This is a genomic window from Alteribacillus persepolensis, from assembly GCF_900099605.1.
In the GTDB taxonomy this organism is placed as follows: domain Bacteria; phylum Bacillota; class Bacilli; order Bacillales; family Marinococcaceae; genus Alteribacillus; species Alteribacillus persepolensis.
Genome location: NZ_FNDK01000029.1, coordinates 1 through 24,297 on the forward strand (window position 1 = coordinate 1; position 24,297 = coordinate 24,297).

The following is a 24,297-nucleotide window of genomic DNA, read 5'->3' on the forward strand; positions in this document are numbered from 1 at the left end:
CGCCAGCGGAACACGCTTGTTTAAAGAATCTGATATCGATGCTTTACGAGTGATTGAATGTCTAAAAGCCACCGGAATGCCTATTAAGGAAATTAAAACTTTCATTGATTGGTGTTCTGAGGGGGATTCTACCTTGCAGCAACGGTATGACATGTTTCTCGAACGAAAAGCCAGTGTAGAAGCACAGATGGCAGCACTTCAAAAAACAATGGAACTCATCGAGCATAAATGCTCCTATTACAAGACAGCATTGGAAGCTGGAACCGAAGACATCCATAAACCTAATAAAGTAGAAATTCCTATCACTAATGAATGAATAGAACGTTGTTTGCACGGGTTAAAGGGTATAGGATGATTCGTAGTGAATTTCAGCGATAAATGACGTATTATTTTCAGAATTACGTATCATAAGGAGTTAAACGCTGGATAATTCCAGTGAAACTGTCACCAGCAGCATAATGATGAATTGTAGAATAAACAAAGCACCTTCTCGTCGTAAATTGTTTACTCTGAGTTGTAGCATCAGACGGTTTTAACATTTAATGTCATCAAGGTTGGTCGCATTTTATTCTACAACGTAATCAAAAAGTTCAAGATCAAATTCGTACTGGTTAGGGAAGCTGCGGCTGTGGATGAACTCTGTTTTGATGGTCTTAAAGGTAGCTTCATGGACCACTTAATGTTCAGAAAGGGGCTGTCAAAAACCCCTTTCTTTTTATAAAGGCCGCATAACAAAGTTAAGAGATGCTTCTTTGTCATCACCTTTGTCCTCTAGCTTCGTTAACAGTTCATAGTGTGATATAAGGCTGCATTTCATTTAGTGTAGCTAGGTCAACATATGCGTTCAATAGATTCAAACGGGTCACTGGTATTTCTATAATCAATGGTATTCTGATTAATCAGTGATCCGATGCTTTGGATTTTTTGCAGTTCTGCATACCCAGCGGTGTTCACGTTAATTGGCTAAGGTGCCGGCTCAGATCCTGAAACCGGTTGAGGGAGTGGATTATTTTCTACGCCATCTCCTATCCAAGAGATGGCTGAAACGGTGTAAGAATTAGGAGTTACTTTTACGTAAAACTATATAAAAACACTGTTACCTGTAGTTCCCGCACCTTGTTTAACCACTGATACAGGACCTTTGTGAATCCTCATTTTAAAGTTTATTGGTCATTTCCTTTTGTAGGAATGATAAACAAACTTATCATCCTAAACTGCATAATACTTGTTCACTTAACGTGCATGAATGGTTGCAGGGACTTAAAAAATTCCTCGAAATGATGTAAATGGTTACTCATTCTCTCTGCAGCGTCTCTGGAGTCCTTGTTATAAATAGCAATATAAATACCCTCTAGCTCATTATTTAATGTGTTCCTTAAATGCATAGGTACATTAATATATTTAAATAATGGAACTATTGCACGAGATATCGCTATAAAATCCAAGTTAATTAACTTATTTTTTGTTGCTAATGAAATATAATTATTAAAATTGTAGTTGTTTCTGCAAAACAACAGGTCCGTTAATGGCTCATCATTTAAAAATTCTATAATTTCTGCGAGCCTGCGTAGATCCTCTTCATTTCTCCGTAAAGCTGCCAGATATGCTGCTTCAACTTCAATAATTCTTCGCATTTCAATAACTTCTTCCAAAGTTACCCCACCTAGGGTTACAGACAAGTTTAAAGAGTCGCCAAAATTTTGTTTGATTGCATCTTCCGTAACTATAGCAACATAATGTCCGCCGCTTCTACCAGATCTTGTCTCTATTAAATACTCGGAGGAAAGTAAATTTAATGCCCCCCTTACCGTATTTCTACTTACGTTTAACCTTTCTGCCATTACTGTTTCGCTAGGTAATTTCTCGCCTTCTGTTAGGTCTCCATACACAATTGCTTGTTTAATATAATCAGCTATTTGCTCTGTTACACTGTATATTTCAAAATCACCTAGGAAATCATTTTTTTTGGAGATCATTTTAATAACCTCCTCCAATACAATTATTTATTTCTAACTTTTTCTCTATTTTTTACTATTCAATCTCTATTTTAGGTTGGGCCTGTCCCTTCCTTTTGTATATTCACGTTGTCCAGCTCGAATATCACTCTCAATATATATTGCTTTCACTGAGTATACGGCTTGATAGGTTTCGACAACCTATAAATACCTTAAGGTCAATATAATATAATCCTTTCTCTTTTATGCAATTGGCTGCCTAAACATCAACGTAATTAATTGATTTTTCACCTACACAGGATGGGATAATTATAAAGCCATGAAGAACTCTTCCTCCCAAACGCCCCCGTTACTGTACGGTATTGTCTTTATATTAAAATAAATCAAAATATTCTCGTTGTTCCCAGTCAGTCACCATCTGTTCATGATTTTGTATGTTGTTTTCAGTTACAAAAGATTCATATCGGGAGATTTCGCTTTCTTTCATCTGAATAATATAGTTCACAAACGTCTCCCCCATTTTATCCCGATATAAAGTATCTTGTTTTAATGCTTCTACCGCTTCTTTTAAAGTGACAGGCAGCAATTCACGCTCGTCATTGTAAGCTTCTTTACTTGGCAAACCAGGGTCAATTCCTCCCTGAATGCCATGGAGACCAGCCATAATTTGTGAGGCTAAATATAAATAAGGATTTGCAACCGGTTCTCCGACTCGATTTTCAAATCGAATGTTTTTTTCACCTGGAGCTCCAATAACCCTGAGCATAGCACCACGGTTATCATCTCCCCAACCCGCTCTGTCTGGTGCTAGCGAATTTGGATTCAAACGTTTAAATCCATTTATCGTAGGAGTGGTAAACACAGCGGCTGCTCTTGCATGTCTCAGGATACCGCCTATAAAATGTTTTCCAATTTGAGAGACTGGTTCAATCCCCCGTTCATCTTTGAGTATATTCACACCTGTGTCTCTATTTTTAATCGATTGATGCAAATGCCACCCGCTCGATACAAAATTTGGAAAGGCAGGTCGGCACATAAACGAACCAATATATCCATGTCTTTTACATATTTGCTTTACAGTATTTCGAAATAACAGCATGGTATCTGCAGCATCCAAACCATTTAAAGGAGCGAAAGTAAATTCCTGCTGGCTTGGCCCCCATTCGTCTTCTATAGTGTTTAAAGGAAGGCCCAGCAAGGCGAGAGCATTAGCAATCTCTTGCAAAATACCGTCTGATTCATCAAGGTGCGATTCTAAGTGATACTGATAGCCTCGTCCTGATGATAAAACGGTAGGCGCTTCTGCTGAAACACCTGGCTTTCCCATATACTCAGGCTGTAGTTTATTATCTTCAATTTTCATTAAGCTCCATTCTACTTCAATTCCCGCTGTGTATTCATAACCTGCATTTTCGAACTCTTTAAGTGCCTTTCGTAGAATTCCACGGCTGTCATAGGGCAGAGGTCTTCCATCTTTTAAATAGGCATCAGTTAAAATCCATCCGGTGTGAGGTGCCCATGGCAGGACTCTGAACGTTGAAGGATCTGGAATCAAACGATAATTAGGACACCCTGTCATTTCTTCTACCTCAAATCCTCCCCCATCTGTGAAAGGGTTAAATACGATGGCACTTCCAGTATCAAAGAAAAGCGGTCCCGTATTAAATTCCAACCCATTTTCTAGCGCTCCTAAAAATGCTGGCACAGTCATAGACTTCGCTCGTGAAATTCCGTGTTGATCGGCCCAAGCTACACGAATAAGACGAATATCTTGTTCCTTAATTGTTGCTTTTATCTTCTCCACCATTTCATTTTCTTCTTTGCTTCTCAAGTTATGCATATCAACAAACCCAGCACTTGTGTGAGTCATCGTATTATTCTCCCCCTATTTTTAGTTGGGATGACACTCGATCAATAAAATGAGCTAACAATGTGATACTGACTTCGTCCTGTAAAAACTCAGGATGCCATTGCAGGGCTAAAATCAATGATGGTAACTCCGGCGTTGCTTCATACGCCTCAACTAGCCCATCCGATGACCAAGCCAGCGGTTCTAAAGAAGAAGCCAATTTGTCAATCCCTTGGTGATGCCACGAATTCACCTGAATTTTTTTTCCAAAAGTGTCCTCCACCCACCCCGTCGTCTTCACTTCATGAGTATAAGCAGTAGGCCCCTCTGGAGAACGGTGATCTACTTCAGTCGACCAATCCGGCAAATGTTGATGAAGCGTCCCACCTAACACTGTATTTACGATTTGAACACCGCGGCATACTGCAAATATTGGTTTCCCTCTTTCAATCGCAAGTTCAATCACTCTTTTTTCAAATCTGTCCCTTACCCCTTTTTTTTCAAAACGTGTCTTTGGATGCGAAGGTTGGCCATAGAAAGTTGGGTTCACGTCAGGACCTCCAGGAGTAACAATAAAATCTAAATGATCAATAATGCTAGGATCTTCTTTTGGTGAAATGAGACAAGCGTGACATCCCACCTTGTTTAAATAGGACATATAATTTTCCGCATTATACAACACTCGTTCTTTTGTATAGTTGGTGTTATTCGGACGAACGAGTTCTACTTCTCGAGTGAAAGGGGTTTCCAAATCATAAATGGTTCCTATAACACCAGCTAGTAATTTCAGTGTTCATCTCCCCCCTAACCGTTTTTCCAACGGCATTTTCCATGGTCGTATTTCATCTAATTCAGCTAATGCCTGCATTATTTTTTCATAATCTCTTTTGTCCAACGCAATCCAAGTGTCATCTGGGATTTCATCATATATACTATACTCCCAAGTCTCTGATTCATAAACAACGTTAACAAAGTATTTGTACTTTTCAATCATTTTATCTTGAATTTTCACTTTTCTCGTTAATTCTTCCAGTTGTAAAGTTAAGGCATGTTCCTTATCCGTCATCCCATCCATCCCCTTACGTTGTCATATTATGTCTGTTCCAGAAGGGGTTTCTCTTCATAACAGCCCTCTCATCCCAACAAGCAATCTTAAATTGTTATAACATAAAGGTTAAATTTTTATGAGCCTGGTCGGCGTCAATCAAGTTCACCATCTTCAAACTTATTTTCCAACCTTCATCCTCCTTTTGTAATTTATATCCTGTCCAGCCAGCAAAACTTCTTAGTTCCCCAACACGAAATTCATGAATACAAAAGTTAGATCTAACTAGTAATTCTTGTTCACTGGATCCTTCGGCGGCTTCTATATTGGTAATCATGCGTCTCGTACGTGAAAGTGGTAGCTGCGAGTAGGCATACCCCGTCCTAATGCGGTAAACCCTGTCTTCTAAGCGTCGACGATCATCAAATGCAAGCGATACTTCTTTTCGCGGGTCTCCTCCTCCTGGAGTGGCTGGCACCCAGTACAAACACTTCCTACTATAAAGGGATAACCATTCCTCCAAACGTAATTCATCCAAGAGCCGCGCTTCCTTAAATAAAATACGTTCGGCTTCCTCTTTCCTCTCTATGGGAAGAAAAGAAAAATCACTTTCTAATTTTTTTACATCAGCTAAAACATTTTCATAAAACTGCGCTGTAACATAAAATGAGGTAAACGAAGTGTTCTCTATTTCAGTCAATTTACTTTGCTCCTTTCCATAGTTAGTAAGCGCTTCCATTCTTGAAAGTAATTTCTCATCGGTGTTTCATCCGTGACAGGAGCTGTAATTACTCCTCTTTCATCCACCTTTTGCCGATCCGGCACGTTATATCCTCGATTAAACATCACCCACTCTACTTCTGGAATACTCAATCCCCGTTGACACTCTGCAAAATTCGCTACATCATCGGGTTCTCCGAATGCAGGAAAGTCTTCTTGTGACCGCATCCGTAATGTATTAATTTCATCTGGCAAATTATCAACAGTCGTTGCATACCATGTCAATCGTGTTTGGTCCACAGCAATGGGTTCAATCACCTGAATCTGATTTCCAATAATGAGCAAATTGGGGAAAATCGATAAGTTCATTTGTGCACCAGCGGTCAAATCTAAATAATGATCGGCTTGGCTCTGATATTCTTCTCTGATCTCCTTTTCATAAGCTTCCCGTCCAGGCTGTGGACGCTGCTGTTCCCAACGATCACCCACTTGATCATACATAGGACGCTGATCCAAAAACACGTGCCCATTTCCTAAATACTGGACATACATCGGAGAACTATCTGGATTCTTCCCAAAATAAGTCATATCTTTATCTTTTTCATTGTTATATCTGTTGCCAACGGCTAATAACGATCGGTGCGAAAATGAAACATGATATCCGTCCGCAGCATTGTCAAATACAAATTTCCAATTCCCATCTAATACCATACGGTGCGCATTACTTCTAACAACTATTTCACCATCATACCGGTCGATCCATTCATCCAACAACTCTTTGGCATTGCCAAGATGGTCCTGCAGGCTAGGAGCATCTTCATTTATTGTCCCAAAAATAAAACCACGGTAACTTTCTACCTTTGCCAACTGCTTTAAATTCAATTCATTTTTATCAAAAGATGTTTCATAGCCTTGTTTCCACGGTACACCAGCTAATCTACCATCATTAGCGAAATTCCAACCATGATACGGGCAGGTAAAATTTCGTGTATTTCCTTTATCCATGCGACAAATCGTGGCCCCGCGGTGGGTGCACCGATTAAACAGTGCGCGGATAGCTCCATCATTGTCACGCGTTACAATAACAGGGCGGAGACCAAGGTAAGTGGTCTTATAGTCATTCACATTGGGAATCTCACTTTCGTGCGCTAAATACACCCATGTGTCTCCATATATTTTCTTCATTTCAAGTGCAAAAATGTCCGAATCTGTGTATACAGAACGATGGACCCGATAATCTTGAATTAAATAGTCCCAATCCCATTTCGTCATGTGTTTCCCCCTCCTCAGCCTAATAAATATTCATCATGCCTGTGTTCTATCATTTATAATTCTATTCTACCAATACCAATGCCATTTTAATTGTTCATTAATAGTACAATTTAATATATTCGGAAAATTTAACCCCATTTAATATTGGGACCTGTATAAAACCTAGTCAAAAAGGAGCATATCTAGCGATCCCTTATGCCTATGTTTTCTCTTATAACTCCGATGAGAAAATAATAATAAATTGAATTCCTAACCTTATTGCAATACTAGTGGACAAGCATGTACTACAAAAATAAGGAGTACTACGCCAAACTGCCCTTTTCTTAAACATTATAAATCTTGTTTGTTACTTAATAACTTTTCCACTTTCTTTTCTAATTCTTCCATTCTGGATTCCTGTTTCATAAAAACTGTAATAAACACCGACAATACGAATGCAATAAGAGTAACAACAGCCCAAATATTATCTAGAATAAAAGCAGCAAAGAAGAATGCTGCTATATAACAAACAACGAGGCAAGTGAAAAAGGTTTGACCAACTTTTTCTTGTTATGCAAAAAATACGAAAAGGCGCCTTATCAGATAAGGGCGCCTCTATCTTTGAATTTCCTTCACCATTTGAACAAGTGTTATCCGAAGAAAAAGTCAAAAACATTGCTTCCAGTTGAACTATTCTTGTTATAAAACTCCGAGTATCCACAGTGTTTACAGAAAACAACAGTAAATTGATTGTTCTGAACATCAAACATTTTAGACAGACCAGTCCCAGTCATTGCTACATCTTTCTTATCTGCATCTGTACTTCCACATTTAATACATCCTTTTCTATTGTCCATTACCATTCATCCCTTTCTTTTTATTCCGTATGACTCGAATTAAATTAGCAAATGCCTATTCGAGTAGAGCGCCCTGGTGCTTAACAAACTCATAAGTCATATTTAACCTGCTTTAATGCCTTTTTAGCTATGATAAATGAAGTGATGGCAAAAATGATTAAAAAGAAAGCCAGCATTCCATAGGCTCCACCTTCGACCCCTCTAATATTTACAACACCCATGTAAAACAGAATAAGTACAACTATAACTGTTAAAACTCCTGGTATTATTCGTACAAGCAGGGAAAAGTTCATTCTCTTACACCACCATGTAATCAATCATATGACAACCCTGGTATAACAGACATTAATAAAGATCCTGAAAGCATCAGCTCCCCTCTTTTTAAAAATGCTCATTCCTGATTTGCATCTGTTAATCCGAGTGCAATAAAAGACATTAGTTTTGGTAGCAAGTTTCATATTCGTCTTTCATTAACAAACTTTTACAAGCCAAGCCATTTTCATGATAAATCTCTTTCCCTATTTCTAATTTGATACTTCTATTTGAGTTTGGATAATTGGGTTCGTCATTTAGAATGTACAGGGTATCTTCATCCACCCAATCCATAGAAAAGTTACTTTTTGCATCACTGTGATAAACAGTTTGCATTTTATTTTCTTCATTATTGTTTGTGATTTCTACCCATACATTTACACCGCCAGCTGCACCACCATACGGTTCATAATAAGCATTAGCTGTATATTCTTCAGTGGGGGATGTTACAGGCCCAAGTCCTTTTTGGAAGGATTCTCTATCCATTCCGCTAAATGTAAAAAAGTACATTTCATATATGTAAATGGAAGACACCAGAGCAGCCCCAGATAACGTTGCAATCAGCAATTTTTTAGGGAAAGGTTTCTTTTTAATGAAAGAAATTGTTATCTTAGCACACAGAAGCAAAAATGATATAGCAGTAATGAAAGAAATGAAGAAACCAAGTAAAATTAAAATCATCATCCCTCCGCCTTAAGTTTAATAACGCTCATCTCCCTTTCCAATAATGATTTTTTCAATACTATTCTTCAGGTAAACTGTTCTTTAATAGAGTGAAAATGCATACAAATTTTTAGCGTTTTTAAAATAGTGCACGTAGTGAAAAAAGTATGCTGAAAAATATGATAGTACAAATATGAGTATCGCACCTATAATTCTTTTCAACCACTTTTTCCTGCCTTTTTGGGGGCATATATACTTTCTCCTGAGCCTCGTACAAATGTAAAGAAACCACCAGCAGTAAAAAAATCCAATCATTCTTTTCGTTCTCCTGCTTTCTGCTCATCACTTTTTTTCATATTAATTAACAAATGATCATCTCCTATTGGAAAGCCCCTTAGGATCACCTATTCATCCTTATGTTGTTTAAGTAGATTTATCATCTCTTTGTTTTGTTCATTTATCTTACTTAATTTACGCTCTATTGCAAATAAAGTTGACATTAGCAGAGCAAAAGCAATAATTAGAAATATAAACATTCTCTTCCCCCTTCTGTTTCAATCACCATTGTTTCAGATTTCCAAAATTTTCACAATCGGTTACTTCTTTAAGTGGTGGAAAAAGTGAAAAGCTAAAAGACGAACCCAATCTGAAACTAGCCTTTAAAATATAGTATTTAATAATAATGGATGCTGTCGGGGGGACACAAACAAATTCATTTGTTTTAAATATTTATCTAAGTGAAAGTAATGAAGTTGGACCTCACAGAGCTATTCAAGCACATACATCTTTCTTAAAGGCAATAAAGCTTTTGTTGTATGCAGGGTTGTTTATGCCATTCTACAATATATTGATTAGCCACATTGATGACGTTGGATGTAAAATTCCAGTACATGTGATGAGGCAATTCGCATCCATAGTATGTGCGCCTGATAATTGTTGAACCTCTTTTGATTTTGCTTTGTCTTTACAATATTCTACTTGGGTTTTGATAATTGGTTTTTGAAAGCTAAGTGCATTCTTATAGGTCAACACGTCCATGCTGCCATCCGGTTCTTGAATATTTATGTACATATATCACCCCAAAAGTAGAAGAAAAAGCTTCCCACAAGTTCAATGAACTCATGAGAAGCTTGAAATAAAAATATATTCCGTTGTGACCAAAATGTGACCATTTGCCCCATTTCAGCCTTCCTTAGCGAGTCACACCCTTGATACATAAGGGGTATGGAAGCATGAATTACATCATGCCGCCCATTCCGCCCATGCCGCCCATGTCTGGCATTCCGCCGCCGGCAGCACCGCCGTCATTTTCTTCAGGCTGATCGGCGATAACCGCTTCTGTTGTGAGGAACATAGCGGATACGGAAGATGCGTGCTGCAATGCAGAACGAGTAACTTTTGTTGGGTCCACGATACCAGCATCAACCATGTTTACCCACTCGCCTGTTGCAGCGTTAAATCCTTTGCCTACTTCTTCGCCTTTCATGCGCTCAACAATAACGGATCCTTCCAGACCAGCATTGTGTGCGATTTGACGAAGCGGCTCTTCAAGTGCGCGCAGAACGATGCTTATACCAGTTGCTTCGTCGCCTTCTGCTTTGATGTCTTGAACAGCTTTGTATACGTTCATTAGTGCCGTACCACCACCGGATACGATACCTTCCTCTACTGCAGCGCGTGTAGAGTTCAACGCGTCTTCAATGCGAAGCTTGCGTTCTTTCATTTCTGTCTCAGATGCAGCACCAACTTTTACAACAGCTACCCCGCCGGAAAGCTTCGCCAAACGCTCTTGAAGCTTTTCACGGTCAAAGTCAGAAGTTGTTTCTTCAATTTGCGCTTTGATTTGGTTCACACGAGCAGAAATGTCTTCTGGCTTACCGGAACCTTCTACAACGGTTGTGTCGTCTTTATTGACAACAACTTTTCCAGCACGGCCAAGTTGATCGATTGTTGCAGATTTCAAGTCAAGACCAAGATCTTCTGTGATTACTTCCCCGCCTGTAAGTGTCGCGATATCTTCAAGCATCGCTTTACGACGATCGCCAAATCCTGGAGCTTTTACTGCTACTGCATTAAATGTGCCGCGAAGCTTGTTCACAACCAATGTAGCCAGTGCTTCGCCTTCTACATCTTCAGCAATGATAAGGATAGGCTTGTTTTGTTGTACCACTTGTTCTAATAGTGGAAGCACTTCTTGAATGTTTGTGATTTTCTTATCTGTAATAAGAATGTACGGATCTTCTAATTCTGCTACCATCTTGTCAGAATCAGTTACCATGTATGGAGAAGCATAGCCGCGGTCAAACTGCATACCTTCTACTACTTCAAGTTCTGTCTCCAGGCCGCGGGACTCTTCTACGGTAATAACACCGTCATTTCCAACGCGGTTCATCGCTTCAGAAATAATTTGACCTACTTCATCGCTAGAAGCTGAAACAGATGCAACTTGCGCGATAGAGTCGCTGCTTTCGATTGGGTTGGAGATTTTCTTCAATTCTTCCACAGCTACTTCTGTAGCACGCTCAATTCCTCTGCGAATGCCCATTGGGTTCGCACCGGAAGTAACGTTTTTCAGTCCTTCTTGAATCATAGCTTGCGCCAAAACAGTCGCTGTTGTTGTACCGTCCCCAGCGATGTCGTTTGTTTTGCTTGCTACTTCTGATACAAGCTGTGCACCCATGTTTTCGAAGTTATCTTCAAGTTCAATTTCTTTAGCAATGGTTACACCATCGTTTGTGATAAGTGGAGAACCGAATTTTTTCTCGAGTACTACGTTACGGCCTTTTGGCCCTAATGTTACTTTTACTGCGTTTGCCAGTTCATCTACCCCGCGCAGCATCGCACGGCGGGCATCTTCACGGAATTTAATATCTTTCGCCATCGTTTCAACCTCCTGAATAATGTAATATGTAGGGTTTGACCCCCATTATTAACCGATAACAGCTAGTACATCACTTTCACGAAGAATGAGATAATCGCTGCCTTCGTATTTCACTTCTGTTCCTGCATATTTAGAGAAAATAACAGAATCGCCTTCTTTTACTTCCAGTGCAACGCGCTCTCCATTGTCAGTTACGCGGCCGTTTCCAACAGCCACCACTTTACCTTCTTGCGGCTTTTCCTGCGCAGAATCTGGAAGTACGATTCCGCTTTTTGTTTTTTCTTCTGTTTGGACTTGTTCAATAACGAGTCGATCACCAAGAGGCTTTAACAAGGTAAACACCCTCCTTTAGGATTTGTACGGCTGTTACTGTTCTTTCACAATAACACCCTTATGTTTTTCATTATTAGCACTCAAGTTCACCGAGTGCTAATTCCAATTATTATAATAATCATTTCACGTTCTTTTTGCAAGGGGAAAGAGCAATTTTTTCTAAAATCTTTCTTCCCTAGTTTTAGACAGTTTTCGCCGCCTTGGCCAGCAAAGACACTCCTGTACAAGGATTCCCTTTCTCCTTTGCTTTTAATCTGTGATTTTTCACAAGAACTTCACAAGTCTGCCGGCTCTCGTTTCCACCGCTAGTATGGTACAATACGGACATATGACGCTAGATAGAGGAGTGGAAACTGTGAACAGTCGTTATTGGGCTATATTAATTACATATATACTTATGCACGTTTCCGGAATCTTCGGTGTGCCATTTTTGTATGGGAGAGGCTTGACTGTCACCGAAAGTTTTGCAGCTTGGACAATGTGGAGCTTTATTGGTGCACTCATTATTATTCTGGTATTTCTCGTTCCGGAAAGACGTTATACACATCCGCGCATGCAGCGGACATCTCCTGCCCACGCCGTGAAATGGTCGATCTTCGGAGTGTTTTTGGCATTTATTGCACAATACATCGCGATTCTGATTGAAACATATGTAATCGGGATTGACCCTGGTTCAGAAAATACACAAGAAATTATTGACATGGTGCAATTAGTTCCCATATTTGCTGTCGTTGTTGCCCTCATTGGACCAATTTTAGAAGAGATTGTCTTTAGAAAAGTTATCTTTGGGGCATTCTATAAACGTTTTAATTTTATCATTTCGGCTTTACTCAGCTCCCTTATCTTTGCAGTCGTTCACATGGATTTTACACATATCCTTATTTATACTGCTGTCGGATTTACGTTTTCTTTCTTATACGTAAAAACAGGACGAATCGTTGTTCCTATCATCGCACACGTAGCGATGAACGGGTATGCTGTCCTCGTACAAGTGCTGTTAGGTGACAGGCTGCAAGAAATGCAAGAAGAACTCGAAACTATGCAATTGATACTAGGAGGATGGCTGCTATGAAGTTTTCACCAAATACCATGGGAATGATTTATTTTGCGCTTGCCGCCTTGTTTATTTACTTAGCCATTCAGAACGTAAATGCGTCGTCTTGGGATTTTTGGACATTTTTCTTTGCCGCTGTGGCTGCCATTGATATTATGGTCGGCATTCGCTTTTTCAAAATGAAACCAAACAAAGATGGTAAAAAAAATGAATAAATAGAAAGGCTTGGCTAACCGTGCCAAGCTTTTTCTTGTTCTCCCCTGTTAAATATATTCGCTGTTATGCATGTATCTTCCTTTGTTTTTTTAGAAAAGTGCGAATACGATGAAAACCGGGCGAATCTATGTAGAACACAACCTGCTGAACATGCAAGCTCACTGGCGACTCGGAACCGAAGTGAAACAAAAAAGTTCTCATACAGACGCTGAGGTGAATGGAAGATGTGTTTTTTGTACATTGGGAAGTTCCCTCTTTACTAAAGAATATAAGAAAAACGGTGGTTGAGAAACCCACTCAACCACCGTCCTTGTCACCGTAGACGTTGCTGCTTTAGAACGCACCTGCTACAGACGGGACGCTTTCCGCGGGCATGGCCTCAGTCTTCTCGAACGGTGCCCGTCCTGCGGGGTCTTCGCCTCATGCTATTCCCGCTGGAGTCGCCCGTCTTCCGCTCCTGCTTCGGATAGCTTATGGATGAAACATCTTTAAAATAACAATCAAAACATATACTTTCCTACGTTCAAAAAAACTGCCTGGATATGGACCCAGGCAGTTTTACTCTATCTATTTCAACTTTCGTTCCTCATCTTCCCTTGCCCATTGTGCGGCTTTTTCTTGTTCCGCTTTTAATACTTTTTTATAAGAAAATCTTGATATTGCAATACTTATTTCATATAAGAGTAAAAGCGGGACAGTAACCATTAAATGCGAAACGACTTCCGGCGGTGTAATCAGCCCGGCCAAAACGAGCAAAACAAAATAGGCAAACTTGCGTACTTTTCTCAGCCATGCCGGCGTCACAAGCCCTAAACGAGTTAAAAACATAATAACAACCGGGAGTTGAAACAAGAAACCAAACGGAATCGTCAGCTGAAATAAAAATCCAAAATAATCGTTAACTCCATATTGTTCCGTTAAATTTAAACGTTCCGATAAATTACTTAAGAACTGAATCACGTTAGGAAAAAGGATAAAATAAGCAAACGCTAATCCTGTAAAAAACAAAAACGTCGCAATGGGAATATAGGAAAGCGTCACTTTCCTTTCTTTTTCCATTAATCCAGGTGACACAAACGCCCAAAGCTGATACAAAAGCAGCGGAAAAACTAAGATTAATCCAATAAAAAAAGAAAAGTTCATATACAGCTTTAACGAATCTGTCAGCTTAAACACATTCATCGGGAAACTTTCCGCTTCTGGTATGTTTTGCAGATAAGAAATGAGCACCGGAGACAAAAACAGACCAAAAATCATGGCAGCAAGAAAAAACGCTGCCACAATCATTAGCCGTTTTCGAAGTTCACCAATATGCTCATAAATGGACATGTCTTTGTGAGCCATGTTGTACCCGCCTATCTTTTACTTGTCTGCACTAGAATGTTGTTTGTTTTTTGATTTCGTATCATCATCGTCTTCAGCGAGCCCTTTTGTAGCATGTTTAAATTCTCTAAGCGTATTGCCGGCAGCTCGTCCAAGTTCGGGCAGTTTTTTCGGACCAAAAATAAGCAAAGCTACCAGTACAATTAAAGCAATACTTCCTGGACCTAAAGGCATACCTTCCACCTCCACACATAATAATTTTTATCCGTTTAAAGGGTAGTTTTTCAAAAAATACACAAGGGTTTGCAGTTCCACTGAAAGATCAATATGATGGACGCGAATATGTTCGGGAACAGTCAGTCTGGCAGGAGTAAAGTTTAATATCCCCTTTATTCCCGCCTCAACCAGACAATCCGCTGCCTCTTGAGCAACAGCTGCCGGCACTGTTAAGATAGCCACCGATGCATCCACGTGTTCTTTCACTTGTTTTATTGTATCAAAATCATGTATCTCTACACCACTGATTTCCCGGCCAACTATTTCCTCTCTCACATCAAAAGCCGACACAATTTGGGTATTATCGCTTTTGGAAAAGTTATACTTCAGCAAAGCCGTCCCTAAATTCCCAACACCAATCAGGAAAATTTTCGTCACTTCATCCTGGTCTAACGTTTTCCGAAAGAAAGACAGCAAGTAGTCTACATTGTATCCATATCCTTTTTTTCCTAATGCCCCAAAGTAAGAGAAATCCCGGCGAATCGTAGCAGAATCTACTTTTACTGCTTCACTAAGTTCGGTGGAAGATACACGTTCTTTACCAGACGCATACAAATTTTCTAGAAATCGATAATACAGCGGCAAACGTTTTGCCGTTGCTTGTGGTATTTTTTGTTGATCTATGTTCATGGCAGCCTCCAACAAGTCATTCATCGTTGATATGTTCTTTAGTATATCACTTCCAAAATAGAAGAAAGAATCTTTGCTTTACTTATACGGGCTGGATCTGCTTTACCTTCTTTCCTATTGTACACTAATATTTCGTCTCATGTAACATCAAGTTGCTTTTTGTCAGATTGTTCATGAACATGTCATGATTCCCTTCTGCTTCATTGATTGTCAGTCATCGCATTTTTATACAATGTAAGATAAACTGGACAATAGAAAAACCTTAACGAACAAAGGATGAACGAACATGATAGCTCTGCAATGTTCTAATATCACCAAGTCATTCGGTGCAGAAACAATACTGGATAATGTGAAATTAGAAATAAAAGCTAATGAAAGAGTGGCACTAGTTGGACGCAATGGTGCGGGCAAAAGTACACTTCTCAAAATTATAGCTGGAAAAATGACCTATGATTCCGGTGAAATCATCACACCAAAAGGAATTCAATTAGGATACCTTGACCAGCACACAGGCCTTCAATCTGACCGCTCTATTTGGGAAGAGATGCTGACCGTGTTTACCAAGGTTCAGCAAATGGAAAAAACGATTCGCCGCCTTGAAGTGAAGATGGCCGATCCTAACGTATACAACGATCAAAAATCTTATGAAAAGGTACTCGCTGAATACGACCAATTACAGCACGATTTTGATGAACACGGCGGTTATCAATATGAAGCAGACATTAGAAGTGTTCTGGCTGGGTTAAAATTTGCCGAATTTGACTATCACACACCTGTTTCTTCTTTAAGCGGTGGGCAAAAGACCCGCCTGGCTCTTGGGAAGCTATTACTATCAAAACCAGAACTGCTTGTTCTTGATGAGCCGACAAACCACCTCGATATCGAAACACTCGGCTGGCTGGAGAACTATTTAGCTAATTATAATGGTTCTGTGCTTATTGTTTCCCACGATCGTTATTTCTTAGATAAAATTGTCTCCAAAGTGTACGAAGTAACCAGAACCAAAGTACATGTGTTCCAGGGCAATTACAGCTACTATCTCGAAGAAAAAGCCAATCGCTATCAACAGGAATTAAAAGCATTTGAAAAACAGCAAAAAGAAGTAGCGGAACTAGAAGATTTCATTCAGCGTAATATTGTTCGGGCTTCTACGTCGAAACGAGCACAGAGCCGCCGCAAAAAGTTAGAAAAAATGGAACGGATAGAAAAACCAGATGGTGCAGAAAAGTCAGCTAAATTTTCGTTTGATATTGAGCGGCAAAGCGGCAATGAAGTTCTTCATATCGATAATGTGAGTGTAGCGTACAACGATGAACAGTCAATTATAAACAATATGAATTTGTCGGTAAAAAAACAAGAAAGCATTGCTTTAATTGGGCCAAACGGGATTGGAAAATCTACCTTGCTAAAAGCCATTGCCGGCAAGATTGCTCCAGTTCAAGGATCGATTACATTTGGCAGTAAAGTATCCCTTGGGTATTACGACCAGGAACAAGCAGATCTTCATTCCAATAAAGATGTCTTGCATGAACTGTGGGATGATTATCCACTGACTCCTGAAAAGGATATCCGAACCGTATTGGGCAATTTCCTGTTCAGCGGCGATGATGTATTAAAACAGGTGCCTGAGCTGAGCGGCGGGGAGAAGTCAAGATTAGCTTTGGCAAAGCTTATGATGAAACAGGCAAACTTCTTAATTTTCGATGAGCCAACCAACCATCTGGATTTAGACAGCAAGGAAGTTTTAGAATCTGCGCTGCTGGACTATCCAGGCACCTTGTTGTTCGTCTCTCATGACCGTTACTTTTTAAATCGTATGGCTACAAAGATTGTGGAATTAAGTGAGGATGGTCCAAAAGAATACCTCGGTGATTATGATTACTACCTTATGAAAAAAGACGAAGAAGAACAGCGCCGGCAGCTGCATGCCCAGCAGCAAGGACAAACAGCAGCACAGCATTCTAATGATAAACAACAAGATAAACAAGCATATATTCAAGAAAAAGAAGCGAAAAAAGAAGCTAGAAAACGGCAGCGGCAGATTGAAAAAATTGAACAAGAAATCGAAGACTTAGAACAGGCCATCGCATCTTTAGAAGAAGACATGCTGCAGCCTGAAGTATATGAAAACCACGAAAAAGCCGACAGCATACAACAACAAATCAACGACACCAAATCATCTCTTGAAGAAAAAATGAATAATTGGGAATCCCTGCAGCTAGAAGAAACGTAAGAAGTAATAAGAATCCGCTTAACCATGGCGGATTCTTTTTGTATCACTCTTCATCTTTAAAAGACCATACATACCGAGCACACAACAAATAAAACATGGATGTCGCTGCAGCCACCGCCCCTGAATCATTTAACAGCAGTAAAAAGACAGACCCTACCGCTCCTGCTCGCAACACATCCTGCTGTGACGGCTTAAAGGTATGATTGGATTGGAAAAGCAGATATAATAGAGAAATAATATAACTTGTCAGCAGTAGTTTTGTCCAGTTTGAGTGCATAATAATTTTTATGTTCATTTGCATTTTCCGCCAGATAATGCCCAAAATTTCACGCCATTCTCCATTAAAAAGCAGCTGAAACGCCCCTCCGATATGAGATGGCCCGCCAAATTGCTGGAACAGCCACAACATGCCAAGTAAACTTAAAAGCGCCACCAGCGTATACATGAGCAGTCTTTGAATAGTAATGCGGCTGTTTTGCTTCGATATCAAAAGCAAGCTTGCAAACATCAGTCCCGATGCCAGCATCACACCCGCGTTTTTTCCGAAACTGCTGGAACCAAGAATGACAAGAAAAAAGAAAACTACTATCCACATTCTTTTCTTTTTGTCTCTCCACCACGGTTCCACCGCCAGCACACTGGCTGCGGCAAAAAATCCGCCCAATTCATTTCCAATGCCGCCGTACCTAGCACCAATTAAGGGATCATAGCCAAGATAAGACCGCTGAATAAGTGGTGCACCTAATAGAAGGTCAGCAGTTAATATGGCCACCAGCCCGAAAGACACGATCCAAACAGCTTTTTCTTGATACCATTTTGCTAAAAGCAGACCACAGCCAACCGAAAAAATACTTACCGCCGCACAATAAACAGGAACTGAAATAATTTGTCTGCCAAAAAACAGTGGTGCCAGCGTAAACGAAAGCGGAGAAATCATTCCAGCAAGCACCGCACTTTTTATTATATAAAGCGCCGTCGAGTTATTTTTCTTCTTCCATTTCCCATACACAAATCCAATCACTAACAACAGTGCCAACAGCGTAATGTAACTAGAAAGAACCGGTGCACGGGTCTTGTGTATAGCTGCAGCTCCGGATGTTTCATCGTAGAAAGAATTCACCTGTCCGCCTATATTTTTTTGATACAGCGCATTCCCCCTCCAACGTTCTGGCGTTTCGATGTGAAATGTCTGCAGAAACGTAGGTGCCGCATCAATACCACTTCCAATGTAAGCTTGTTTTACTGTATCTGAATATAAAAAAGCAGGGACTTCTCTTTCTGTTTGTTCCCATTTAACAAACGGTACCATTTTCAACCCTTTTTTCATATCTTCCACAGGTGGTGCCACTCCCAATAAAAAGATAGGAGCATCGTTTTGCCGGACCGCTGTTATAAATTGGGCCAAGTGTGATATAGCTTCTTTTCTATTTGTATCATTGGCCATGATGTGACGCTGCCTGTATATATCTCCCCATTCAACGACTGTCCATGTGGATAAATAACGGTTCTGTATGCCAGAGATTTGTTTCAGCGCACTCTCCGTGTCCATCCGGTACCCACCTGGAGCCCCGTGATCTGTGATAACGCCCGTATCACGGCGGCCAGCTGTTTCCCCGCGTGTATTGACCGTAAAAAAAGGAGCAAACGACACATTTTCATCGTAGATGTCACTGTGGCCAATAAAACTGGTGTGAACATTGTTTGTTTGCAAAACTTCTCCAAGCAGACCCAGCTGGGATTGATGAGTCGTTTGTTGATTAGCATGTTTCCATTCATGAAAGGATGGGTAATAATATGTATATTCTTTCTCTTGTGGTTCACCTTGCTTTAACAGAGGAGGTTCTCCGTCTATGCCTTGTGCTCGAATACCACTGCTTAGCGTAAGTACTTCGCTAACAGGGGTGACACGCCCATCTGCTACACGATTTAACATAATCATATCTGCACTTGTCCACAAGGAAGGAGCAGCCGGTTCGTTCATAAGCTCAAAAAAGCCGTCATATGACAAGCCTGGAACAATGATTAAAACAGCATGTTTGGCATTATCACCAGTACTTTCCGGCATTGCTTCACTAATGAAAGGAAAAGCGAGCATATTCATAACGGTAATCCACAACACACATCCCCATGTCTTTACCATACCCATTCTATTCCTTTCAAAAAATTTAAACATATCCACAATATCCACAGTTTTATACACATATAAACACTTTTATATCAGGAAAGTACACACTTATACACAAAAATAACGATTTATCCACAGATAAAATGTTAACAAATGGCATGACTGTTCTATAGGTTTTCAACAAACTTTTCCACATTATCCACAAGTTTGTTGTCCCCGTTGTTATTTTTCCTCAATATTCCTTATTCATGCACTTGCTAATCACAAGTTTCCTGTTCTAAGAAAGTCCAGAAACAGCGGAAATATACTAAAACACCTGCCTCCTATTCATAAAAACTCGGCTTTTCACCGAACCCAGAAGCAGACCGCGGCGGTCTTGCAGACTTTGTTAACAATCTTAGATGAAAAGAGGTGAGTATTCTTATCCTTGTCATAATTGTTGGATTTATCATTGCTTCCTTTTTCTTTAATCAACGAGTGCGGTTTGTTGAAGAATAAAAAAAGAGCTTGGAAAAGAAAAATTCCAAACTCTTTTTTGAGTGAATGATACTGTACGTTTTACTGCATATTTCTGTTTTTTAACATATATTTTTCCATGTGATTCTCAGATTGCATCTAACAAATGGATTCTTTACGAGCACTCAGCAGGGTCATTTTTCCCGATAAACGGAAGTACTGTCCGCAGCCAACGGACCTGCAGAGCCATGAACGCGGAAAGGAAGAGCTGAAAAAACTTGATCCTTTATGTGAGAGCCAAGCCGGGGACGCCATTTAAATCCCAATTCGCGGTATGTTGTTTTTTCCACTGTACATGAGCTGCTGCCCCAATCATCGCTGCATTATCGGTGCATAAAGACAATGGCGGAATGGTTAATTCAATATCCGAATCGGAAAACGCATCACGAAGAGCTGAACGCAAACCATTATTTGCAGCTACACCGCCAGCCACGACAACTTGCTGCACATGATGTTGTGACGCAGCCCGCTTTGTTTTTTCGGTTAACACGGTAACGACACTGTGCTGAAAACTCGCCGCCATATCTTCTGGACGGATGGTCTCTCCACGCTGTTTAGCATTGTGAAGGGTATTAATAACTGCCGATTTCAAACCACTAAAACTGAAATCAAAGGAATCAGATTCTAACCACGCAATCGGCAGATCTAATGTCTTGTTTCCTTTTTCCGCCAATCGGTCAATTTGCGGTCCTCCAGGATAAGGAAGCTCCAAGGTGCGAGCCACTTTATCATATGCTTCGCCTGCCGCATCGTCTCTCGTCTGTCCAATCACTTCATATTCCCCTTCGTCTTTTAGAAGAATTAACTCGGTGTGCCCTCCAGAAACAACGAGAGAAAGTGCGGGATAGCGCCATGGACGCAGCAGTCTGGCTGCTTGGATATGGCCGGAAATGTGATGCACCGGCAAAAGCGGGAGTTGATGTGCATAAGCAACAGCCTTGGCTGCATTGACACCTACTAATAACGCGCCAACTAATCCTGGCCCTTCGGTAACAGCCACTGCATCTAATTGTTCAAATGTTATATTTGCTTTTTCCATCGCCTCTTCTATAACAAACGTAATGTTTTCCGTATGATGACGTGATGCAAGCTCTGGTACGACCCCGCCAAACCGTTGATGGCTTTCAATTTGTGAAGCCACAACATTAGACAAAACTTCCTGACCACCCTGCACGACAGCTGCTGCTGTTTCATCACAACTTGTTTCAATGGCTAGAATAATTTCATTTTCTTTTTGCTGCTTGTTTGTATTCATGTATATTCACCCACATTACTAAAGCATCTTCATGATTATCCGTATAATATCTTTTTCTAATTCCACCTGCTTGAAAGCCTAGTTTTTTGTACAATGACTGAGCCGCAGCATTACTGACTCTCACCTCTAAAGTCATTGTTTTGGCACCATATGCATAAGCCATATCCAGTGCATTTGTTAATAACATTTCACCAATTTTTTGTCCTCGATAAGAAGAATGTACTGCAATATTGGTAATATGCGCCTCGTCAATAATAACCCACACTCCGCAATATCCGACTATCTCATTCTTCTGTTCTGCAACGAGATAGTGGGCGAATTGATTGTTTATAATTTCATTAACAAAGGCATACCTTGTCCAAGGCATTTGAAAAGCATCATGTTCTACGCGAAGAACACCTTCAATATCACTTTCTTCCATAAAGCGGATGACTGGACTACTCATGTTTCTTTTTCCCCTTGTTAGCCGCTTGCCACTTTTTTTCCGCTTCGGTTAATTGTGTGTACTCTGGGACAACTTCATGAGCTGATAACGGAGCACCTTGGGTATATGCAAGCTGCAGCAGCTCTCCTGTTCTTGGTGTGGCAGAAGAAAAATCCCCATTCCATGCTTTATCTTGCAGTGCTTCTTTTATAGAGTGCTCATGCATATCCCAGTCTTGTCCTAAAAATAATACTGGTTTATCTTTATCTTTTAATAACCTGAGCCAATCGTCCAAGAGGATAATACGGTCTTTTTCAACAAGCTGTACAACTCCGTTATCAGCTTTGTACAAACCCGTGTATACCTGCCCTCGTCTTGCATCCATAAAAGGGGAGATAAATCCCGAAAAATACTTTGCATTTTGAGCAAGTACAGCCAAACTGGATACAGCATATACTGGTATATTTAGCGCCCACGCCATCGACTTTGCTGTTGTAATGCCAATGCGTACACCTGTATACGAACCAGGCCCCTTTGCAACAGCAATGCCGTCAAGATCTGCTGGTTGTATATTTAATTCCTGCAGCAAGTGATCAATAGCTGGCATAAGTCGAACAGAATGGTTTTTTTTAAAATTGGTTGTATACTCCCCTAGTAATTTATTATCTTCTCCTACACCTACACTCATTACGTGTGTCGATGTATCAATCGCTAACATCTTCATGTTTTTCTAACTCCTTCAATAACCCAATAAACCTATCTCCAACACCATGTAACTGAATCACTCTTGTCGTGTCGGTTTCTCTTCCCAATGTAATCTCTAACTTCTCAGGAGGCAGCAAAGATGTAATCTTATCTGCCCATTCGATAACAGAGACGCCATCTCCTTCTAAGTATTCTTCCAGTCCTATTTCTTCTGCTTCTTCTTCTTCTAACCGATAAACATCCATGTGGTATAATGGAAGTCTTCCTTCATATTCTTTCATAATGGTGAAGGTCGGGCTGTTTACCATTTCTTTTATGCCAAGTGCAGAGGCAATACCTTTCGTAAAATGTGTTTTGCCAGCGCCTAGTTCTCCATCCAGTGTTAGCACATCCCCCGGTTGAAGCAGCGTGCCAATCTGTTTTGCAAGGTGGATGGTGTCTTGCGGCGAGTAGCTTTTCCTTTCCAGCTGCATCGTCTGTTTCACCTAACTTTCATGCGCAGGTTTTATGTTGGTCTAAAATGATTATACCCTGATTTTTGTAATATTTTTGTATGGGACTGATCCGTAAGCATAACATGCGGGCTGCCTTCTTTTACCTCACCAATCCAATATGTCTCTATGGACTGCTGCTTCATGGCCTCTTGTAAACGCGGCCAGTCACTTGGACTGACTGTTCCAAGAAGAACAAAATCTTCCCCGCCATACAAAATCCAGTTCCAGCAGTCTTTTTCACTGTATAATCTCAACTCTGCAGCAATTGGAATCTGATCTTTATACAACTCCAGTATAACATTGCTGGCTTCGGCTAACTCAAAAGCTTCACTTGCTAACCCATCACTAATATCATTTAAAGCAATGCGCGCTTTTGTCTGTGCTGCCGCTCTTCCAGCTTGTACGTGGGGGATGGGACGCTGGTGACAGGCAATTAATGCTTTTTCTCTATCATTAAAGTCAGAAAGTCTTCCTTTTTTTAACAATAGTTCTAAACCTGCTGCTGAACGTCCGGTTGGACTAGTAAGAAAAACGTAATCACCAGGTCTTGCATTCCTTCGCACAAGCGAAGCATCTTGCTCTACCTTGCCGTATACTGTAATGGAAACCATAAGTTCATGCGGAGAAGAGACGGTATCCCCGCCAATCATATCCATTTGATAAGTATCCGCTATATTCGACATACCCTTATAAATACCATGTAATTCCTCATCCGTCCATGTCGACGGAACAGCAATCGACACAACATAAAAAACAGGAATACCACCCATCGCTGCTATGTCGCTGATATTAGCTGCCAATGCTTTATGGCCAATATCTTCTGGACTCATTGTTTTTTTCTTAAAATGAACGTTTTCAATCATAGTATCTACGCAAAGAAGCTGATAATATCCGGATTCTGTACCAAACACCGCCGCATCATCCCCAATGCCTTCTATTACATGTTTTTGCACATGGCGGTCTGGTGTAAGTTGTTGTATCCACTGAAATTCATCATTTGGCACGGCTCTCACCCTCATAAAAAAGTTGATGTTTAACCAGTTTTAAGGCATAGATATTTACTTTCTATCAATCACCATACTCACGTACAACAACTGCTGCTCATAGAACAAATCGCACTTGTTCTATTCGAAACATTCATTGTTTTGGGTTCTAATACAAATATGTAAGATGAATATAT

General features: G+C 40.3%; 25 protein-coding genes and 1 pseudogene. 4 read left to right on the top strand and 22 right to left on the bottom strand.

Annotated elements, in window-relative coordinates; all coding sequences use genetic code 11:
* Positions 1–316: MerR family transcriptional regulator (locus tag BLT18_RS15750; RefSeq protein WP_139184756.1), on the top strand; the 316-nt coding region annotated here is incomplete at its 5' end.
* A gap of 258 nt (positions 317–574) precedes the next feature.
* Here BLT18_RS15750 and BLT18_RS15755 read toward each other — a convergent pair.
* From BLT18_RS15755 to groES, 13 genes and pseudogenes are all read right to left on the bottom strand, one after another.
* Positions 575–673 (bottom strand): annotated as a pseudogene (locus BLT18_RS15755) (IS3 family transposase); the annotation flags it as partial.
* A 158-nt stretch (positions 674–831) separates the two neighbouring features.
* Positions 832–954 (bottom strand): helix-hairpin-helix domain-containing protein, encoded by a 123-nt coding sequence (locus BLT18_RS18810; protein WP_175487565.1) that lies wholly within the window; start codon positions 952–954, stop codon positions 832–834.
* A 275-nt stretch (positions 955–1,229) separates the two neighbouring features.
* Entirely contained in the window at positions 1,230–1,976 is a 747-nt protein-coding gene (locus BLT18_RS15765; protein ID WP_091276176.1) for a FadR/GntR family transcriptional regulator, read from the bottom strand.
* Between the two features lie 352 nt (positions 1,977–2,328).
* The gene (locus tag BLT18_RS15770; protein ID WP_091276178.1) at positions 2,329–3,825 is read right to left on the bottom strand and encodes a glutamine synthetase family protein; all 1,497 of its coding nucleotides are present in this window, start codon (positions 3,823–3,825) and stop codon (positions 2,329–2,331) included.
* Between the two features lie 4 nt (positions 3,826–3,829).
* Entirely contained in the window at positions 3,830–4,555 is a 726-nt protein-coding gene (locus BLT18_RS15775; RefSeq protein ID WP_175487566.1) for a gamma-glutamyl-gamma-aminobutyrate hydrolase family protein, read from the bottom strand.
* Between the two features lie 42 nt (positions 4,556–4,597).
* Positions 4,598–4,870 (bottom strand): hypothetical protein, encoded by a 273-nt coding sequence (locus tag BLT18_RS15780; RefSeq protein ID WP_091276182.1) that lies wholly within the window; start codon positions 4,868–4,870, stop codon positions 4,598–4,600.
* Between the two features lie 94 nt (positions 4,871–4,964).
* Positions 4,965–5,549 (bottom strand): aromatic-ring-hydroxylating dioxygenase subunit beta, encoded by a 585-nt coding sequence (locus BLT18_RS15785; protein WP_245705294.1) that lies wholly within the window; start codon positions 5,547–5,549, stop codon positions 4,965–4,967.
* Entirely contained in the window at positions 5,546–6,841 is a 1,296-nt protein-coding gene (locus tag BLT18_RS15790) for an aromatic ring-hydroxylating oxygenase subunit alpha (RefSeq protein ID WP_091276186.1), read from the bottom strand. The genes BLT18_RS15785 and BLT18_RS15790 overlap by 4 nt, the downstream gene beginning before the upstream one ends.
* A gap of 629 nt (positions 6,842–7,470) precedes the next feature.
* Positions 7,471–7,677 (bottom strand): zinc ribbon domain-containing protein, encoded by a 207-nt coding sequence (locus tag BLT18_RS15795; RefSeq protein WP_091276189.1) that lies wholly within the window; start codon positions 7,675–7,677, stop codon positions 7,471–7,473.
* A gap of 89 nt (positions 7,678–7,766) precedes the next feature.
* Positions 7,767–7,994 carry a hypothetical protein gene (locus tag BLT18_RS15800; RefSeq protein ID WP_245705295.1) on the bottom strand — a complete coding sequence of 76 codons (228 nt, stop codon included), beginning with the start codon at positions 7,992–7,994 and terminating at the stop codon, positions 7,767–7,769.
* Between the two features lie 118 nt (positions 7,995–8,112).
* Entirely contained in the window at positions 8,113–8,670 is a 558-nt protein-coding gene (locus tag BLT18_RS15805; RefSeq protein ID WP_091276194.1) for a DUF5412 family protein, read from the bottom strand.
* Positions 8,671–9,889: 1,219 nt separating this feature from the next.
* Positions 9,890–11,533 (bottom strand): chaperonin GroEL, encoded by a 1,644-nt coding sequence (groL, locus tag BLT18_RS15820; protein WP_091276202.1) that lies wholly within the window; start codon positions 11,531–11,533, stop codon positions 9,890–9,892.
* A gap of 48 nt (positions 11,534–11,581) precedes the next feature.
* Entirely contained in the window at positions 11,582–11,866 is a 285-nt protein-coding gene (gene groES, locus BLT18_RS15825; protein WP_091276204.1) for a co-chaperone GroES, read from the bottom strand.
* A 355-nt stretch (positions 11,867–12,221) separates the two neighbouring features.
* On the opposite strand from groES, the gene BLT18_RS15830 reads away from it, so the two are divergent.
* Both BLT18_RS15830 and BLT18_RS15835 read left to right on the top strand, forming a co-directional pair.
* A complete protein-coding gene (locus tag BLT18_RS15830) occupies positions 12,222–12,938 on the top strand; it encodes a CPBP family intramembrane glutamic endopeptidase (protein WP_091276206.1) in 717 nt (238 codons plus the stop codon).
* Positions 12,935–13,135 carry a YdiK family protein gene (locus BLT18_RS15835; protein WP_091276209.1) on the top strand — a complete coding sequence of 67 codons (201 nt, stop codon included), beginning with the start codon at positions 12,935–12,937 and terminating at the stop codon, positions 13,133–13,135. Before BLT18_RS15830 ends, BLT18_RS15835 begins: the two co-directional genes overlap by 4 nt.
* 568 nt (positions 13,136–13,703) lie before the next feature.
* Here BLT18_RS15835 and tatC read toward each other — a convergent pair.
* From tatC to BLT18_RS15850, 3 genes are read right to left on the bottom strand one after another with little or no spacing between them, the layout of a single operon-like run.
* Positions 13,704–14,480, bottom strand: coding sequence for a twin-arginine translocase subunit TatC (gene tatC / locus BLT18_RS15840; protein ID WP_091276212.1), 777 nt, complete (start codon positions 14,478–14,480; stop codon positions 13,704–13,706).
* A gap of 18 nt (positions 14,481–14,498) precedes the next feature.
* A complete protein-coding gene (locus BLT18_RS15845; RefSeq protein ID WP_091276214.1) occupies positions 14,499–14,693 on the bottom strand; it encodes a twin-arginine translocase TatA/TatE family subunit in 195 nt (64 codons plus the stop codon).
* 27 nt (positions 14,694–14,720) lie between these two features.
* Positions 14,721–15,365 carry a redox-sensing transcriptional repressor Rex gene (locus BLT18_RS15850; protein ID WP_091276215.1) on the bottom strand — a complete coding sequence of 215 codons (645 nt, stop codon included), beginning with the start codon at positions 15,363–15,365 and terminating at the stop codon, positions 14,721–14,723.
* Positions 15,366–15,651: 286 nt separating this feature from the next.
* Here BLT18_RS15850 and BLT18_RS15855 point away from each other — a divergent pair, with 286 nt between their 5' ends.
* Positions 15,652–17,598, top strand: a complete 1,947-nt coding sequence (locus BLT18_RS15855; RefSeq protein WP_091276218.1) for an ABC transporter ATP-binding protein — start codon at positions 15,652–15,654, stop codon at positions 17,596–17,598.
* 43 nt (positions 17,599–17,641) lie between these two features.
* On the opposite strand, the gene BLT18_RS15860 is transcribed toward BLT18_RS15855, so the two are convergent.
* The 6 genes from BLT18_RS15860 to thiL form a co-directional block, all read right to left on the bottom strand.
* Positions 17,642–19,738, bottom strand: a complete 2,097-nt coding sequence (locus BLT18_RS15860) for a hypothetical protein (RefSeq protein ID WP_091276219.1) — start codon at positions 19,736–19,738, stop codon at positions 17,642–17,644.
* A gap of 727 nt (positions 19,739–20,465) precedes the next feature.
* Positions 20,466–21,494 carry a tRNA (adenosine(37)-N6)-threonylcarbamoyltransferase complex transferase subunit TsaD gene (tsaD, locus tag BLT18_RS15865; protein ID WP_091276222.1) on the bottom strand — a complete coding sequence of 343 codons (1,029 nt, stop codon included), beginning with the start codon at positions 21,492–21,494 and terminating at the stop codon, positions 20,466–20,468.
* Positions 21,463–21,939, bottom strand: coding sequence for a ribosomal protein S18-alanine N-acetyltransferase (rimI, locus tag BLT18_RS15870; RefSeq protein WP_245705296.1), 477 nt, complete (start codon positions 21,937–21,939; stop codon positions 21,463–21,465). Before rimI ends, tsaD begins: the two co-directional genes overlap by 32 nt.
* Positions 21,932–22,642: a tRNA (adenosine(37)-N6)-threonylcarbamoyltransferase complex dimerization subunit type 1 TsaB gene (gene tsaB, locus BLT18_RS15875; protein ID WP_091276223.1), complete on the bottom strand. Its 711-nt coding sequence runs from the start codon at positions 22,640–22,642 to the stop codon at positions 21,932–21,934. The genes rimI and tsaB overlap by 8 nt, the downstream gene beginning before the upstream one ends.
* Positions 22,623–23,096, bottom strand: a complete 474-nt coding sequence (gene tsaE, locus BLT18_RS15880) for a tRNA (adenosine(37)-N6)-threonylcarbamoyltransferase complex ATPase subunit type 1 TsaE (protein WP_091276226.1) — start codon at positions 23,094–23,096, stop codon at positions 22,623–22,625. Before tsaE ends, tsaB begins: the two co-directional genes overlap by 20 nt.
* A 32-nt stretch (positions 23,097–23,128) precedes the next feature.
* Positions 23,129–24,121 (bottom strand): thiamine-phosphate kinase, encoded by a 993-nt coding sequence (gene thiL, locus BLT18_RS15885; protein ID WP_245705297.1) that lies wholly within the window; start codon positions 24,119–24,121, stop codon positions 23,129–23,131.
* Positions 24,122–24,297 lie beyond the last annotated feature (176 nt).

What these genes read in the sequence shown, in the direction of transcription:
- tsaD (WP_091276222.1), bottom strand. Translation starts at nt 21,494, where the DNA reads ATGAATACAAACAAGCAGCAAAAAGAAAATGAAATTATTCTAGCCATT.
- BLT18_RS15765 (WP_091276176.1), bottom strand. Translation starts at nt 1,976, where the DNA reads ATGATCTCCAAAAAAAATGATTTCCTAGGTGATTTTGAAATATACAGT.
- BLT18_RS15860 (WP_091276219.1), bottom strand. Translation starts at nt 19,738, where the DNA reads ATGGTAAAGACATGGGGATGTGTGTTGTGGATTACCGTTATGAATATG.
- tsaB (WP_091276223.1), bottom strand. Translation starts at nt 22,642, where the DNA reads ATGAAGATGTTAGCGATTGATACATCGACACACGTAATGAGTGTAGGT.
- BLT18_RS15780 (WP_091276182.1), bottom strand. Translation starts at nt 4,870, where the DNA reads ATGACGGATAAGGAACATGCCTTAACTTTACAACTGGAAGAATTAACG.
- BLT18_RS15770 (WP_091276178.1), bottom strand. Translation starts at nt 3,825, where the DNA reads ATGACTCACACAAGTGCTGGGTTTGTTGATATGCATAACTTGAGAAGC.
- BLT18_RS15835 (WP_091276209.1), top strand. Translation starts at nt 12,935, where the DNA reads ATGAAGTTTTCACCAAATACCATGGGAATGATTTATTTTGCGCTTGCC.
- tatC (WP_091276212.1), bottom strand. Translation starts at nt 14,480, where the DNA reads ATGGCTCACAAAGACATGTCCATTTATGAGCATATTGGTGAACTTCGA.
- BLT18_RS15805 (WP_091276194.1), bottom strand. Translation starts at nt 8,670, where the DNA reads ATGATTTTAATTTTACTTGGTTTCTTCATTTCTTTCATTACTGCTATA.
- rimI (WP_245705296.1), bottom strand. Translation starts at nt 21,939, where the DNA reads ATGAGTAGTCCAGTCATCCGCTTTATGGAAGAAAGTGATATTGAAGGT.
- BLT18_RS15855 (WP_091276218.1), top strand. Translation starts at nt 15,652, where the DNA reads ATGATAGCTCTGCAATGTTCTAATATCACCAAGTCATTCGGTGCAGAA.
- groL (WP_091276202.1), bottom strand. Translation starts at nt 11,533, where the DNA reads ATGGCGAAAGATATTAAATTCCGTGAAGATGCCCGCCGTGCGATGCTG.
- BLT18_RS15795 (WP_091276189.1), bottom strand. Translation starts at nt 7,677, where the DNA reads ATGGACAATAGAAAAGGATGTATTAAATGTGGAAGTACAGATGCAGAT.
- BLT18_RS15845 (WP_091276214.1), bottom strand. Translation starts at nt 14,693, where the DNA reads ATGCCTTTAGGTCCAGGAAGTATTGCTTTAATTGTACTGGTAGCTTTG.
- BLT18_RS15790 (WP_091276186.1), bottom strand. Translation starts at nt 6,841, where the DNA reads ATGACGAAATGGGATTGGGACTATTTAATTCAAGATTATCGGGTCCAT.
- BLT18_RS15850 (WP_091276215.1), bottom strand. Translation starts at nt 15,365, where the DNA reads ATGAACATAGATCAACAAAAAATACCACAAGCAACGGCAAAACGTTTG.
- tsaE (WP_091276226.1), bottom strand. Translation starts at nt 23,096, where the DNA reads ATGCAGCTGGAAAGGAAAAGCTACTCGCCGCAAGACACCATCCACCTT.